The 13,698-nt window shown below is 73.6% G+C and carries 12 protein-coding genes; 8 read left to right on the forward strand and 4 right to left on the reverse strand.

Going from position 1 to position 13,698, the window contains the following annotated elements; translation table 11 throughout:
* The first annotated feature begins 245 nt into the window (after positions 1–245).
* The 5 genes from ACIBK8_RS18805 (at position 246) to ACIBK8_RS18825 (ending at position 5,296) form a co-directional block, all read left to right on the forward strand.
* Entirely contained in the window at positions 246–2,054 is a 1,809-nt protein-coding gene (locus tag ACIBK8_RS18805) for a helix-turn-helix domain-containing protein (protein WP_399042967.1), read from the forward strand.
* Between the two features lie 168 nt (positions 2,055–2,222).
* Complete coding sequence (locus ACIBK8_RS18810; protein WP_399042968.1) at positions 2,223–3,062, forward strand: heparin lyase I family protein; 840 nt, start codon at positions 2,223–2,225, stop codon at positions 3,060–3,062.
* A 220-nt stretch (positions 3,063–3,282) separates the two neighbouring features.
* Complete coding sequence (locus tag ACIBK8_RS18815) at positions 3,283–3,597, forward strand: hypothetical protein (protein WP_399042969.1); 315 nt, start codon at positions 3,283–3,285, stop codon at positions 3,595–3,597.
* Entirely contained in the window at positions 3,594–4,616 is a 1,023-nt protein-coding gene (locus ACIBK8_RS18820) for a WXG100 family type VII secretion target (protein ID WP_399042970.1), read from the forward strand. Before ACIBK8_RS18815 ends, ACIBK8_RS18820 begins: the two co-directional genes overlap by 4 nt.
* The gene (locus ACIBK8_RS18825; RefSeq protein WP_399042971.1) at positions 4,613–5,296 is read left to right on the forward strand and encodes a hypothetical protein; all 684 of its coding nucleotides are present in this window, start codon (positions 4,613–4,615) and stop codon (positions 5,294–5,296) included. Before ACIBK8_RS18820 ends, ACIBK8_RS18825 begins: the two co-directional genes overlap by 4 nt.
* 78 nt (positions 5,297–5,374) lie before the next feature.
* On the opposite strand, the gene ACIBK8_RS18830 is transcribed toward ACIBK8_RS18825, so the two are convergent.
* A complete protein-coding gene (locus ACIBK8_RS18830; RefSeq protein ID WP_399042972.1) occupies positions 5,375–6,688 on the reverse strand; it encodes an aspartate aminotransferase family protein in 1,314 nt (437 codons plus the stop codon).
* Entirely contained in the window at positions 6,685–7,527 is an 843-nt protein-coding gene (locus ACIBK8_RS18835) for a nitrilase-related carbon-nitrogen hydrolase (RefSeq protein WP_399042973.1), read from the reverse strand. The genes ACIBK8_RS18830 and ACIBK8_RS18835 overlap by 4 nt, the downstream gene beginning before the upstream one ends.
* Before the next feature lie 194 nt (positions 7,528–7,721).
* On the opposite strand from ACIBK8_RS18835, the gene ACIBK8_RS18840 reads away from it, so the two are divergent.
* The 3 genes from ACIBK8_RS18840 to ACIBK8_RS18850 all read left to right on the forward strand — a co-directional run bounded on the left by ACIBK8_RS18840 (position 7,722) and on the right by ACIBK8_RS18850 (position 10,209).
* A complete protein-coding gene (locus ACIBK8_RS18840) occupies positions 7,722–8,153 on the forward strand; it encodes a MarR family winged helix-turn-helix transcriptional regulator (protein ID WP_399042974.1) in 432 nt (143 codons plus the stop codon).
* On the forward strand, positions 8,150–9,586 hold the full coding sequence (locus tag ACIBK8_RS18845; protein ID WP_399042975.1) for an MFS transporter: 1,437 nt from the start codon (positions 8,150–8,152) through the stop codon (positions 9,584–9,586). Before ACIBK8_RS18840 ends, ACIBK8_RS18845 begins: the two co-directional genes overlap by 4 nt.
* Before the next feature lie 71 nt (positions 9,587–9,657).
* On the forward strand, positions 9,658–10,209 hold the full coding sequence (locus ACIBK8_RS18850) for an isochorismatase family protein (protein WP_399042976.1): 552 nt from the start codon (positions 9,658–9,660) through the stop codon (positions 10,207–10,209).
* Here the strand turns inward: ACIBK8_RS18850 and ACIBK8_RS18855 are convergent.
* Together ACIBK8_RS18855 and ggt are read right to left on the reverse strand one after the other, a co-directional pair.
* Positions 10,190–11,695, reverse strand: a complete 1,506-nt coding sequence (locus ACIBK8_RS18855) for an amidase (RefSeq protein WP_399042977.1) — start codon at positions 11,693–11,695, stop codon at positions 10,190–10,192. The two genes, ACIBK8_RS18850 and ACIBK8_RS18855, sit on opposite strands and share 20 nt — an antisense overlap.
* A gap of 130 nt (positions 11,696–11,825) precedes the next feature.
* Entirely contained in the window at positions 11,826–13,652 is a 1,827-nt protein-coding gene (gene ggt / locus ACIBK8_RS18860) for a gamma-glutamyltransferase (RefSeq protein WP_399042978.1), read from the reverse strand.
* Between the last annotated feature and the right edge of the window lie 46 nt (positions 13,653–13,698).

Here is a 13,698-nt window from a genome sequence, read left to right on the forward strand (position 1 = left end):
CCGGATTCCGTGGCCGGGGTGTCCCGCTCCGCCGGGTACCGCGTACCCGGCCCCCGTACCTCGGGTGCGTGCCGCCCTGCCGGGTCTCCGGTCGCAGGGCACGGACAACTAATGATCTTGGAACACGCGCCGGATGTGTGGGTGTCTCATTTCGAGACACCCGGACACACCGACGGCCCGCCCGGCGACCGACGGCCGCCCCTCCGTGCCCCGCCGGTCGGCCGCCCCACTACGGTGGTGAGGTCGTGACCAGTACCGATTCCTTCCGCGTACCACCGCAGCTGTCCCGGATCCGGCAGGCCCGCGCGCACTTCCTCGCGGGCCTGCCGCTGCCGGACGGCGTCCCCGGCGATCTCGTCTCCGCCTGGCGCCGCGCCTCCTTCTTCGGCGTACGGCCCGACCTGGCCGCGGTGTCCGCCGCGCCGACGGGTGCGGACGCACCGCTGCCCGCCGCCGCCCGCCCCGTACTGGAGCGCCTGGCGCCCGCGCTGGAGGCCGGTGACCGTTCCGTGGTCGTCGCCGACGAGCGGTGCCGGGTGCTGTGCTGGCTCGGCCGCGGGTCCGCGCGCACCCTGCGGCGCGACCTGTCGGAGGAGGCGGTCGGGCACAACAGCGCCGCGCTTGCCCTGCGGCGGGGGCGGCGGGCCGAGGTGCACGGGCCCGAGCACTTCCTGGATCTGTGGCAGGACGTGTCGGCCGTCAGCGTGCCACTGTCGGTGCCCGGAGCGGCGCGGGCGGCGGGCACCGTGACGGTGGTGTCCGGCCTGTGCCAGGGCCCAGGACCGCATCCGGACGCGGCGCTCGCCGAGGCGACGGCGGCGGCCATCGAGGCCGGGCTCGCGGGCCGGTCGCCGCATCCGCCGGAGCGGCTGATGCTGGACGCGTTCCTGCGGGCGGGCGCGGGCGGACAGCCTGCGATCGCCCTCGACGGACGCAGCCGGCTGGTCAGCGAGGAGGCCGCGCGGCTGCTGTCCCCCGAGGCGCTGCGCGGGCTGGAGCGGTATGCGGCGGCCCTGCTGAACGGCGACGCTCCGGAGGCGCACGCGGCGGGCGACCCCGGGTGTCCTGAATCCGGCCCGGAGATCCGGCTGGGCGAGGGGCTGGTGGCCAGGACGGTGCCGGTGCGGCGGGCGGCGTCCGTCGTCGGTGTCGTGGCGGTGGCGCGGGCGGCTGCGCCCGGCCGGGCGGCGCGGCGTCCGGTGGCGGCCGGGCCCGCGGGCGCGCTGGCCGGCGACTCGGTGCCGTGGCGGCACGCGGTGGACCGGGCGGTGGGCCTGGCGCGCACGCCGGGTCCGCTGCTGCTGACCGGCGAGCGCGGTACCGGCAAGACGGCGCTCGGCCGCGCCGTGCTCCGCGGTCCCGACGGGGCGACGGAACCGTTGACCGTGGACGCCGCGAGCGCCCCGGACGGTGAACTGGCGGAACTCAAGCCGTACTTGACGGCTCATCACGACCCGCACGGACAGCGTCCTGGCGACCGGATCGCCCGGCCGCTGCTGCTGCGGCACGTCGAACGGCTGGGCCAGCGGGACGTGGCCGCGCTGATCGCGCTGCTGGAGGCCCGCCCTGAGCTGCCGCTGGTCGTCACCCGCGCGCCCGGCACCGAGATCGGCCCGTGCCTGGCGCGGCTGCTGGACACCATGGCCGCGCGTTCCGTCGCCCTCCCCCCGCTGCGGGAGCGCCCGGAAGACATCACGGCGCTGCTGTCGCACCTGGCTCCGGCGCCGGCCCCCGGCCACCCCCCGCTGACCTGGACCCTGGACGCCGTGCAGGCGCTGGAGCGGCACCCCTGGCCCGGCAACGTCACCCAACTCGCCCACCTCGTACGGGAGATGGCCCGGGGACGGCGGGCGGCAGGCCCGGTACGGCGGGACGAACTGCCGGACGCCGTACGGGAGCAGCCCGCCTCCCCGCAGCTCGGCACCATCGAGCACGCCGAGCGCGAGACCATACTCGAAGCGCTGCGCACCCACGGCGGCAACAAGGCGCGCGCCGCCGCCGCGCTCGGCATCGCGCGGGCCACCCTCTACCGCAAACTCCGCGGCTACCGCTGACCGCTCCCCGGCCTGCGACGACTCCCCGAGCATCCGGTTTCCGCCCCGCGGCGGGGCCCGCCGCCGACCCGCGCGGCGGCAGAACCTCCCCCTGCCGCACCCCTTGACGTCAACTGGAAACAAACCTAACTTTCACTCGCATCCCACCCCCCACACCGGGAGCCTGTGATGAAACGAGCCTCAACCAGCCCTGTTTTATGGGGAGTTGCTCTTCTGGCCAGCGCCACACTGGCCGGCACCTGGGCGGCCACCGCCAACGGACAGACCACGCGGGACACCACCGGCCACCACACCCCCCTCGCCACGCACCAGCACCGCGCGGCACCCCTGTGGCGCGCCGACCCCGCCAAGGGCACCAAGTCCTTCGAAGGCACCGAGACCAAGCCCGGATCCGTCACAACCGTCGACGACCCCACCGGCCGCCACGGCGCGACGTACGCGCTGCACACCTCGGGCGACAAGACCGACGACGCGGAACGGGTACGCGTCGAGACCCGCGGACACCGCACCGGCGACGGCGGCCGGCTGCGCTTCTCGAAGGAGGGCGACGTCTTCTACATCGGCTGGCGGTCGATGTGGGGCCCGCTGCCCACGGCCAAGGGCGACTGGGTCGTCCTGTGGCAGCTCAAGGACTACGGATCGGGCGCCGCCACCCCGCCGCTGTCGCTGCGCGCACGCGGCGACGGCACCGTCGACCTCGACTACTGCGACCCGGACCTGAAGACCACGTACCTGTGGCACACCGACCTCACCCTGAACACCTGGCACGACTTCGTCGTCGGCATCAAGGTCTCCAAGGATCCCGCCAAGGGCTGGGTCAAGCTCTGGCACAACGGCACCGCCCAGAAACTGGCCGGCAGCACCGCCCCGTACAAGGCGGCCACCCTGCGCGCCGACTGGGTGACCGACAAGTGGGGCGTCTACCGCTCCGACGGCGTCAAGGGACCGGCCACCGCCTACCTCAACAGCGCCGCGGTCGGCCGCTCGTACGAGGACGTCGCGCCCTGACCCACGGCGGCGGCGCGGACCGCACGGCACCCGCGCCGCCGCCCGCGGGGCGCCGCCCAACCTGTGCATCGGGCAAAGAAATCCCCGCCCGGTGCCAACAGCGCCTCATTTTCCGCCCCGCACCCGGCAATCGAACCCCCACATCGGGTCATGTCCCCGCACCCGGCCCCTAGGTTGACGCAGGCACTGTGAACTCACGCGCGCCGACCGGGGGACAACCATGCAATCCGGGTACCGCGTCCATCCCGACGCGCTGCACACCTACGCCGCGGCCATCGACCGGGCCGCGGACCGCGTCTCGCAGATCATGAGCAGCGTCGGCACGATCCGCGTCCCGGCGGACGCGTTCGGCAAACTGCCCGACGCCGACGGCCTCGCCCGCTCCTACGAGGACCACGCCGACACCGACGTCCAGAACTGCAAGGACCTCGCCGACATCCTGCGGCACACCGCAGACGGCCTCAGCCACTCCGCCCGGCACTACGAGGACAGCGAACAGGTCACCCTGGCGAGCCTCCAGGACATCCGGCGATGAGCGGCACGGGCGGGCCGGGCGCCGCGTACGCCTGGACGGGACGGCCCGACCACCGCGAGTTCCCCGCCGTACCCCGGGCCGAGAGCCCGGACCGGGGCGCCATCAGCGGGGCGATGGACGAGGCCGTCCAGTGGACCCTGGAGAAGACCGGCGCGCTGGACTGCCTGGACAAGGTCACCGGCGCCCCCGCCGAACTGACCGCAGCGGCCGAGAGCTGGCGCGCGCGGGCCACGGACCTGCGCGAGGTGGCCAACGGCCTGCGGACCGGCGCAGGGGAACTCGCCGAACACTGGCACGGCCGGTCGTCCGAAGGCTTCGGCACGCACATGGGCCACGTCGTCACCGCGATCGACGACACCGCGTACGACATGGCGCAGACCGCGAAGATCCTCGGGCAGGCGGCGAAGGAGTGCGCGCTCGCCGAAGAGACCGTCATCGAGCTGCTCAGCGACCTGATCCAGATGCTGATCGCCGAACTGGCCACCAGCTTCATCCTCGACCTGGTCACCGCGGGCCTGGCCACCGTCGTCGACGCCCTGGTCAGCGGTGCCGAGGTGACCGCGGCCGTGGCACGGATCGCCCGGATCTCCGAGAAGCTCGCCGAGACGCTGCGCAAGCTCCAGCAGGCCGTCAAGGAACTCAAGGAGGCCGTGCGCAGCGGAAAGTCCGTCAAGGAAGTGCTGGCCGAGGCCCGCAAGGTCCGGCAGGCCGCCTCCCGCGTCCGCACCACCGCCAAGGCGCTCAGCGGCAAGGAAGGCAAGGAGGACGGTCTGAGCCTGTTGCAGCGCCAGGCCGTCGGACAGCCCTACAAGCAGGCCGCGAAGCTGGTGGACAAGGCCGGGGAGAGCGCCGGCCTGGAACCGAAGTGGAAGAAACCGCTGGAGGAGTACGCCAAGAGCGACACCGGGCAGCGCTCGGTACTCCAGGACGGGTCCGAGGCCCCCGCCCCCTACCGCGTGGACACCGGCGGCCTCGACGACCACGGCGATCCGGGCAGCATCGAGAGGACTTTCGGTTGAACGGCTACGAACCGGCGTTCGGCGGCACGCCACTGCACCACGTACCCGCCGCGATCGGCCCGCCGGAGCTGCTGCACGAGGCCGGGGCCCACCTCGGCCCCGGCGAACGGCTGCTCGCGGCGCTCCCCGCGGCCGTGGACGACCTGCTGCCGCCGCGACTGCCCAGGAAGCACCGCGCCAGGAAGGGCACCGACGCCGGAGCAGGCACCGTGGTGCGGGTGGTGGCCGGCTGGTTCTTCCCGTCGTCCTGGGGCTGGATCTTCGCGGGCGACAGCCTCTTCACCCTGTTGGGACGCGGATACCGCCGCCTCTACCGCGCACTGCGCCGCCCGACCCACGGCGGCTCCTGGTCAGGCGGCTATCCGGGCTCCGCGGGCGGCCTGCTCGTCGCGGTCCGCAACAACACACCGGAGATGCCGCTCAGCGGCGAGAACGACGACTTCGTGCTGGCGGTCACCACGCACCGGCTGCTGGTGCTGAGCGAACCGTGGGGCATCCACGAGCGCGTCCCGGCCCGGCAGCTCGCCGCGTACCCACGCGGTACCTGCGGCAGGCGCCGCGAGGCCCACCCGGCCCGTCAGAAGTACCGCACCGACCTGGAGTTCGCCGACGCCACGTGGATCGCGCTCCGGATGAAGACCCCCCAGGACGCGGCGGCGCTGACGGCCGTACTGGGCTGACGCGGCCCGCCCGACGACGGAAAGGGAGGGCCAACCGGGGCCTTCGCGCCCGCAGTTGCCCTCCCGGCCGTCACCCGCTCAGGACGTCGCGAGCCGCCCCTGGGCCTCCGCCAGCGCGTCGGCGAGGAGGGCGGCCCCCTCTTCCGCCTCGGCGACGGTGAGCGTCATCGGGGGCGCGATGCGCAGCGAGGCGCCGCCCTGGCCGCCCTTGCCGATCAGCAGCCCGCGTGTACGGGCGGCCTCCAGGACCAGGGACGCGGCCCGCGCCGACCGTTCGTCGGTACCGGGGCTGACCAGTTCGACGCCGATCATCAGGCCACGCCCGCGCACCTCGCGCACCATGTCGAGACCTGCCGTGACCGCCCGCAGCCGCTCGATCAGCAGTCCGCCGACGCGCCTGGCGTTGCCCTGGAGGTCGTGCTCCAGGAGGTAGGTGAGGTTGGCGAGGCCGGCGGCCATGGTGACGGGGCTGCCGCCGAAGGTCGAAATGGAGTTGGCGGGCAGCGAGTTCATCACCTCGGCACGCGCCACCACACCGCCGATGGACATGCCGTTGCCGATGCCCTTGGCGAAGGTGAGCAGGTCGGGCGGCCCGTTGCCGGCATGCGCCTGCCAGCCCCAGAAGTGGTCACCGGTACGGCCCCAGGCGGTCTGCACCTCGTCGCTGATCCAGAGGATGCCGTGCCGGGCGAGCACCGCGCGGAAGGCGGCGTAGAGGCCGTCCGGTGGCGCGGTGAAGCCGCCGACCCCCTGGACGGGCTCGGCGATCAGCGCGGCGACACCGCCCGCCGCCTGCTGGAGCACGTCCTCCAGATCGGCGACACAGGCCGCGATGTAGGCGTCGTCGGACAGCTGGGCGTACGGGCCGCGGGTGCGCACCCCGCCGTGCACGTACAGCGTCTGGAGCGGCGAGAGGCTGGTCGGCGACCAATCGGCGTTGCCGGTGACGCCGATGGTGGAGAAGGACCGCCCGTGGTAGCTGTTGCGCATCGCCAGGATCTGGTTGGAACGGCGGTACGTGGTGGCCAGCAGCAGCGCGGCGTCGTTGGCCTCGGTGCCCGACGAGGTGAAGAAGACCCGGGCGTCGGGAATGCCGGAGAGCGCGGCGATGCGCTCCGCCAACTCCACCATGGGACGGGAGAGATAGAGCGTCGACGAGTGGATGAGCCGGCCGGCCTGCGCGCTGACGGCCTCGGCCACCTCGGGCAGCGCGTGCGCCGTCATGGTGGTGAGGATGCCGCCGAAGAAGTCGAGGTAGCGGTTGCCCTCCGCGTCCCAGACGTACCGGCCCTCGCCGTGGGTCAGCTCGATGGGCCGCTCGTAGAGGAGGCTGAGCCAGGACGGCAGGACGGCGCGGTGGCGTTCGTGCAGGCCCGCGGATCCCTGCGTCACGGCTGCACCAGCCCCTCGTACGCGTCGGGGCGCCGGTCGCGGTAGAAGGCCCACTGCTGACGCACCGTGTCGATCATCCCGAAGTCGAGGTCGCGGACGACCAGTTCCTCCTTGGTGTCGCTGGCGACCTCACCGACGAACCGGCCGAGCGGGTCGACGAAGTAGCTGGTGCCGTAGAAGTCGTTGTCGCCGTACTCCTCCACGCCGACGCGGTTGATCGCCGCGACGAAGTACTCGTTGGCGACCGCGGCGGCCGGCTGCTCCAGCTGCCAGAGGTAGCCGGACAGACCGCGGGAGGTCGCGGACGGGTTGTAGACGAGCTGCGCGCCGTTGAGCCCCAACTGGCGCCAGCCTTCCGGGAAGTGCCGGTCATAGCAGATGTAGACGCCGATCTTCCCGACGGCGGTGTCGAAGACCGGCCACCCGGCGTTCCCCGGCTTGAAGTAGTACTTCTCCCAGAAGCCCTTCACCTGCGGAATGTGATGCTTGCGGTAGCTGCCGAGCACGGCGCCGTCGGCGTCGATGACGGCCGCGGTGTTGTAGTAGAAGCCGGGCTGCTCGATCTCGAAGACGGGCACCACGATGACCATGCCCGTCTCGCGCGCCAGGGCCTGCATACGGCGCACGGTCGGCCCGTCGGGCACCGGCTCGGCCCAGCGGTAGTGCTCCGGCTCCTGGACCTGGCAGAAGTACGGGGCGTTGAAGACCTCCTGGAAACCGATGATCTTCGCGCCCTGCGCAGCCGCCGCCCGAGCGTGCTCCTCGTGCTTCGCGATCATCGATTCGGTGTCGCCTGTCCAGGTCGCCTGGACCAGTGCGGCACGCACAACATCGGCCATGAGCTGCTCCTTTGTCGGTGCGTCAGCCTGCGTCCCACGCGCTTGCACGCGTGAGGAAGCGACCGTAAGCCCGGCCACGGGCGGTGGCAAGACCATCTCGGGTACGGCGCGCCCGGCCCCGGGCGCCCCGCACTCCCAAGCAAACAACAGGCAAACTTGCAAGTTTCCCTGTCGAAAAAAGCTACAGTGGCAGCATGCCGGACAAGGAACAGGAGCGCCTGGCGAACGATCTCGGCGCGACCGTGTCACAACTGATGCGCCACCTGCGCGCCGCGTCGCCGCAGGGCGCGCTGACCCCCACCCAGCGGGCCGTGATCGCCCGTGTCGACAGCGGCGGCCCCGCCACCACCGCCGCGCTGGCCCGCGCGGAGCGGGTGCGCCCGCAGTCCATGCGGCTGACCATCGGCGCCCTGGAGGAGAACGGCATCCTCGCCCGCAGCCCGCATCCCACGGACGGACGGCAGGTCGTCTTCTCGCTCACCGACGCGGGCCACCGGGTGCTCGCGGAGGTGCGCCGGGCCAAGCAGGACTGGCTCGCGGTGGCCATCGCCGACCGGCTGACCGCCGACGAGCAGCGCACCCTCGCCGCCGCGACGGAACTCATACAGCGGCTGATGCCGTCATGAAGGAGCCCGCGCGGGCCACCGCCGCGCCCGCCACGCACCGGCCGGACACCGCCGCCGCCGACCCCGGCCGGGCCTTCGGCGCGCGCCTGATGACGCCGCTGCTGCTCGGCTCGCTGCTCAACCCCATCAACTCGACGATGATCGCCACCTCGCTGGTGGCCATCGGCCAGGACTTCCACGTCGGCGCCGCCGACACCGCCTGGCTGATCTCCGCGATGTACCTCGCCAGCGCCGTCGGACAGCCGTCCATGGGGCGCCTCGCCGACCGTCTCGGGCCGCGCCGGGTCTTCGTCGCCGGGGTCCTGCTGGTGTGCGCGGCGGGCCTGGTCGGGACGTTCGCGCCCACCTTCGCCGTGCTGATCGTCTCGCGGGTGCTCCTCGGTATCGGCACCTCCGCCGCCTACCCCGCGGCGATGGCGATGCTGCGCGCCGAGTCGCGGCGGACCGGACTGCCCACGCCGCGCGCGGTGCTGGGCCGGATCTCGCTCGCCGCGCTGGCCAGCGCCGCCGTCGGCCCGACGCTCGGCGGACTGCTCGCCGCGACGACCGGCTGGCGCGGGGTGTTCGCCGTGAACGTACCGCTCGCGCTGCTCGCCCTGCTCTGCGGGCAGCTATGGCTGCCCGCCGACGCCCGGCGAACGCGTACGGACGGCGATGCGGCGCCCGGCGGCTCCCTCGACCCGTTCGGCATCGCCCTGTTCACCGCGACGCTGACCTGCGCGATGTTCTTCCTGCTCCGCCTCGACCAGCCGCGCTGGCCGCTGCTCGCGCCGGTGGCCGCCCTCGCCGCCGTCCTGGTGTGGTGGCAGCTGCGGCACCCGGAGCCCTTCATCGACCTGCGGATGCTCGCCCGCAACGGCGCGCTCTCCCGCACCTACCTCCGCCACGGCCTGGCCTATCTCGTCATCTACTGCATCCTCTACGGCTTCAGCCAGTGGCTCGAAGAGGCCCACGGCGCCTCGTCCTTCCACGCCGGCCTGATCATGCTGCCGATGTCCTGCGCAGCCGCCGTCTGCTCGGTCGCGGGCGCCCGCACGAAGAGCGTCCGGGGCCCGCTGACCGTGGCGGCGCTCTGCCTCGCCGCGGGCAGCGCGGCCTGTCTGCTGCTGACCGGCGCCAGCCCGCTGATCGCCCTGCTGTGCGCCGGAGCCCTCTTCGGCATCCCGCAGGGCCTGGCGTCGACCGGCAACACCGCCGCCGTCTACGTCCAGGCCCCGGCCGACGGCGTGGGCGCGGCGGCCGGACTCCAGCGCACCGCCCAGTACCTCGGGGCGATCATCGCCGCCGGCCTGATCGGCGTGCTGTACGGCCACCGTGCCACCGACGCCGGTCTGCACGGGATCGCGGTGATCTGCGGGGTGCTCGGCGTACTGCTGCTGGCACTCACACTGGCCGACCGCGGGCTGCGCACCCGCGGGACGGAGCCCCGGTGACCCGTACGGCCGCGCAGCCGCCCGGCCTTTGCCCCTTCCCTCCCACCCATCCGCACGTGAAGGAGACACCCATGACCGCCACCACACTCGACGCGAAGACCGCGCTGGTCCTGATCGATCTGCAGAAGGGCATCACAGGACTGCCCTGCGCCCACCCCACGGACGAGGTCGTCGAGCGGGGCGCCCGGCTGGCCGCCGCGTTCCGCGCGCGGGAGCTGCCCGTCGTGCTGGTGAACGTCACCGGCGGCGCGCCGGGCCGTACCGAGGCCGCCCGGCCGGGCGGCACCCCGCCCGCCGACTGGGCCGAGCTGGTGCCCGAGCTGGACCGGCAGCCCGCCGACATCCTCGTCACCAAGCAGCAGTGGGGCGCCTTCCACGGCACCGGCCTGGACCTGGAGCTGCGCCGCCGCGGTGTGACGCAGGTGGTGTTCGCCGGGATCGCCACCAGCATCGGCGTCGAGTCCAGCGCCCGTGCCGCGCACGAGCACGGCTACCACGTCACCGTCGTGACCGACGCGGTGACCGACATGGACGAGGCGGCGCACCGCAACAGCCTGGAGAAGATCTTCCCGCGGCTCGGCGAGACCGGCACCACCGAGGCGGTCATCGAGCTCCTCGGCTGACACCCTCGGGCGGCGGCTCCGCGCCGGGGCCGCCGCCCGCGCGTGCCGGGTGTCCCGCGGGGTGCCGCTCGTGCCAGCGCACGGCGTCCTGGAGCTGTGCGGCGAGCGAGATCAGCCGCGGTTCGCTGTGCCCGGGGCCGAGCAGCTGCGCGCCCAACGGCAGGCGGTCGGCGCTGAATCCGGCGGGGACGCTCACGCCGGGCCAGCCCAGGACGTTCCACGGCCAGGCATACGGGCAGGCCGCGATCATGGCCTGGTCGGTGCGGGTGCCGCTGAGCCCGGCGAGGGCGCCGATCCGTGGCGGCGGCGTGGCGGTGGTCGGCGTCAGCAGCACGTCGTACCTGCCGAACAGGGCGCCGATACGCCGCCGTTGGCGCCCTTCGACGGCCCGTGCCCGGCGCAGCGCCGGCCCGCCGAGCAGCCGTCCCAGACGTGCCGCCCCGCGGGTCCTGGGGTCCAGCAGGCGCCGGTCGGGGACGCGGGCCGCCCAGCCGCCGACCCCGGCCGTGGCCCGCGGGACGAAGGCCAGGCCGATCAGCCCGTAGTCGGGGTCGGCTTCCTCCACGAAGTGGCCGAGGCCGGCGAGGGTGCGGGCCAGTGCGGTGACCGCGGCCCGTACGTCCGGGTGCAGCGGGGTGGGCAGGGCGGTGAACGGCGGCTTCCAGGACAGGGCGATCCGCAGCCTGCCCGGGTCGCGTCCGGCGGCCTCGCGTGCCGCGACCGGCGGCGGCCGGTGCAGGTCGCCCGGGTGGCTGCCGCTCGCCGCGTCCAGCAGCAGGGCCGCGTCCTCGACCGTGCGGGCCAGCGGTCCGATGGCCGTGATGCCCTCGAAGGACTCCGCGTCCGGCCAGGTGGAGATCCGGCCGCGCTGCGGTTTGATGCCGACGAGGTGGGACCAGGCGGCGGGGATGCGGACCGAGCCCGCGCCGTCGGTGCCGAGTGCCGCGGGCACGAGTCCGGCGGCGACGGCCGCGGCCGAACCGCCCGACGAGCCGCCGGGGGTGTGGCCGAGGTGCCAGGGGTTGCGGGTGTCGCCGAAGGCGGGCCCTTCGGTGAACGGCCACTGGCCCAGTTCGCAGGCGTTGGTCTTGCCGACGACGATGGCGCCCGCCGCGCGCAGCCGCCGTACGGCCTCCGCGTCGCGGGTCTTGGGCGGGAAGTCGCCCGCACAGCCGAACGCGGTCGGCTCGCCCGCCACGTCGGTGTCGTCCTTGACGGCGACCGGGACGCCCAGCAGCGGCAGCCGTTCGCCGGCCGCGAGCCTGCGGTCGGCGTCATCGGCCTCGGCCGTTGCGGCCTCGGCGCGTACCCGCCGGAAGGCGTTGACGGTGGGTCCGGTGGCTTCGATGCGTGCCAGGGAGCGGCTGACCAGTGCGGCGGACGACACCTGGCCCGCCGCGAGTGCCGCGGCCTGCTCGGCGAGCCCTTCCCACTGTCCGTCAGCTGCCGGTGCGGCGCGGCGTTCACTGCTCTCGTCGATGCTCACGGTGCGGGTGCCTCCCTGGGCCCGTTCGTTCGAACAGACAGCCCCAGGAGGCTATGTGCCGCTGCCGCCGCCCGGCAACGACGCGCCCCGGTGGGTCGCGTCGGTACCGGGCGGCGGCGGGAGATGTCCGTTACGAGTGCCGGACCACCATCGCCGAGCCGCCGCCGCGGCGCACCTTTTCGGCCGCCGCGAGCCAGCGACCGCCGGGCAGCGGCTGCACGCCGGTCGCCGCGCCGATCTCCGGGTTCTGGCTGAACTTGTGGCCGATGGCTTCGAGTTGACCGCGCAGCGGGCTGTTCCACAGTCCCGGTTCGAGTTCGGTCGTCGCGGCGTTGCGCTGGCTGGCGCGCGGCGCGGCGATGGCGTCGACCAGCGGCATCCCGCGGTCCAGGTGGTTGATGAGGGTCTGGAGCACGGTGGTGATGATGGTCGCGCCGCCCGGTGAGCCGAGCGCCACCACGGGCTTGCCGTGCCGCAGCACGATCGTCGGCGAGATGGACGAGCGGGGCCGCTTGCCCGGCCCCGGCAGGTTCGGGTCGTGCACGCCGGGGGTGATCGGCGCGAACGAGAAGTCCGTCAGCTCGTTGTTGAGCAGGAACCCGCGGCCGGGGACGACGATGCCGCTGCCGCCGGTCTGCTCGATGGTGAGGGTGTAGGCGACGATGTTGCCCCACTTGTCGGCGACGGTGAGGTGGGTGGTGTTCTCCCCCTCGTACGTCGTCGGGGACGCCTTGCCCGCAGAGCCGCAGCGGCGGGGGTGGCGCGGGTCGCCGGGTGCGAGCGGGCTGGGGAGCACCGCGTCGTCCTTGATCAGGCACTCGCGTGTGTCGGCGAACCGCTGCGAGGTGAGGCCCTTGACCGGGACGTCCTCCTGGGCCGGGTCGCCGACCCAGCGTCCGCGGTCGGCGAAGGCGATCCGGCTCGCCTCGATGTAGCGGTGCAGGTACTGCTTCTCGCTGAGCCGCGAGAGGTCGGTCTTCTCCAGGATGTTGAGGGCTTCGGCGATGCTGGTGCCGCCGGACGAGGTCGGCGCCATGCCGTAGACGTCGAGGCCGCGGTAGGAGGTGCGGGTGGGTGCCTGGCTGAGCGCCTCGTACCTGCGCAGGTCGTTCCTGGTGAGGTCGCCGGGGCGGACCGTGCGGTCGGCGCCGGGGCGTACCGGGGGTGTGCGGACCGTGCGGACGACGTCCTTGCCCAGCGCGCCGTGGTAGAGCGCGCCGACGCCCTTCCTGGCCAACTCGCCGTAGGTGCGGGCCAGATCGGGGTTCTTGAACGTCGAGCCGACCGCGGGCAGCTTGCCGCCCGGCAGGAACAGGTCGGCGGTGGCGGGGAAGTCACGGAAGCGCGCTTCGTTGTCCGCGGTCTGCTGCCGGAAGGTCTTGTCGACGGTGAAGCCGTGCGCGGCGAGCTTCTGCGCGGGCCGCAGCACCTGTCCGAGCGAGCGGCTGCCCCACTTGTGGAGGGCGGTGTCCCAGGTGGCGGGGGTGCCGGGGGTGCCGACGCTCAGGCCGCTGGTGACGACGTCGTCGAAGGGCAGCGGCTTGCCGTTCTCCAGGAAGAGGTCCTTGCCCGCGGAGCGCGGCGCCGTCTCCCGGCCGTCGAGGGTGCGTACCGACTTGGTCCTGGCGTCGTAGTACACGAAGTATCCGCCGCCGCCGACACCCGCGGAGTACGGTTCGGTGACGCCGAGGGCGGCGGCGGTGGCGACCGCGGCGTCCACGGCGTTGCCGCCCTTCTTCAGCACGGCGATACCGGCGGCCGACGCGTCGGCGTCGACGCTGGAGACCGCGCCGCCCGAGCCCACGGCGACGGGGGTCTTGGCCGGTGTGCCGGTGGATATGCCCTGGGTGGCGGGGTGTTGTGGTGGTGCTGACTGGGCGGCGGCCGGGACCGCCGCCAGGGAGCCGGCCAGCGCGGCCACGGTTCCCAGGACGGTGAGGCGTCGGGCGTGGGACATACGGAAATTTCCTCCAAGCGCGCGGTACGCGGGTGGCCGGAGCCTA

This window comes from Streptomyces sp. NPDC050161 (assembly GCF_044460025.1).
Lineage (GTDB): Bacteria > Actinomycetota > Actinomycetes > Streptomycetales > Streptomycetaceae > Streptomyces.

Coding starts and splice junctions, on each gene's coding strand:
- ACIBK8_RS18810 (WP_399042968.1), top strand. CDS start 2,223: ATGAAACGAGCCTCAACCAGCCCTGTTTTATGGGGAGTTGCTCTTCTG.
- ACIBK8_RS18815 (WP_399042969.1), top strand. CDS start 3,283: ATGCAATCCGGGTACCGCGTCCATCCCGACGCGCTGCACACCTACGCC.
- ACIBK8_RS18820 (WP_399042970.1), top strand. CDS start 3,594: ATGAGCGGCACGGGCGGGCCGGGCGCCGCGTACGCCTGGACGGGACGG.
- ACIBK8_RS18835 (WP_399042973.1), bottom strand. CDS start 7,527: ATGGCCGATGTTGTGCGTGCCGCACTGGTCCAGGCGACCTGGACAGGC.
- ACIBK8_RS18840 (WP_399042974.1), top strand. CDS start 7,722: ATGCCGGACAAGGAACAGGAGCGCCTGGCGAACGATCTCGGCGCGACC.
- ACIBK8_RS18845 (WP_399042975.1), top strand. CDS start 8,150: ATGAAGGAGCCCGCGCGGGCCACCGCCGCGCCCGCCACGCACCGGCCG.
- ACIBK8_RS18850 (WP_399042976.1), top strand. CDS start 9,658: ATGACCGCCACCACACTCGACGCGAAGACCGCGCTGGTCCTGATCGAT.
- ggt (WP_399042978.1), bottom strand. CDS start 13,652: ATGTCCCACGCCCGACGCCTCACCGTCCTGGGAACCGTGGCCGCGCTG.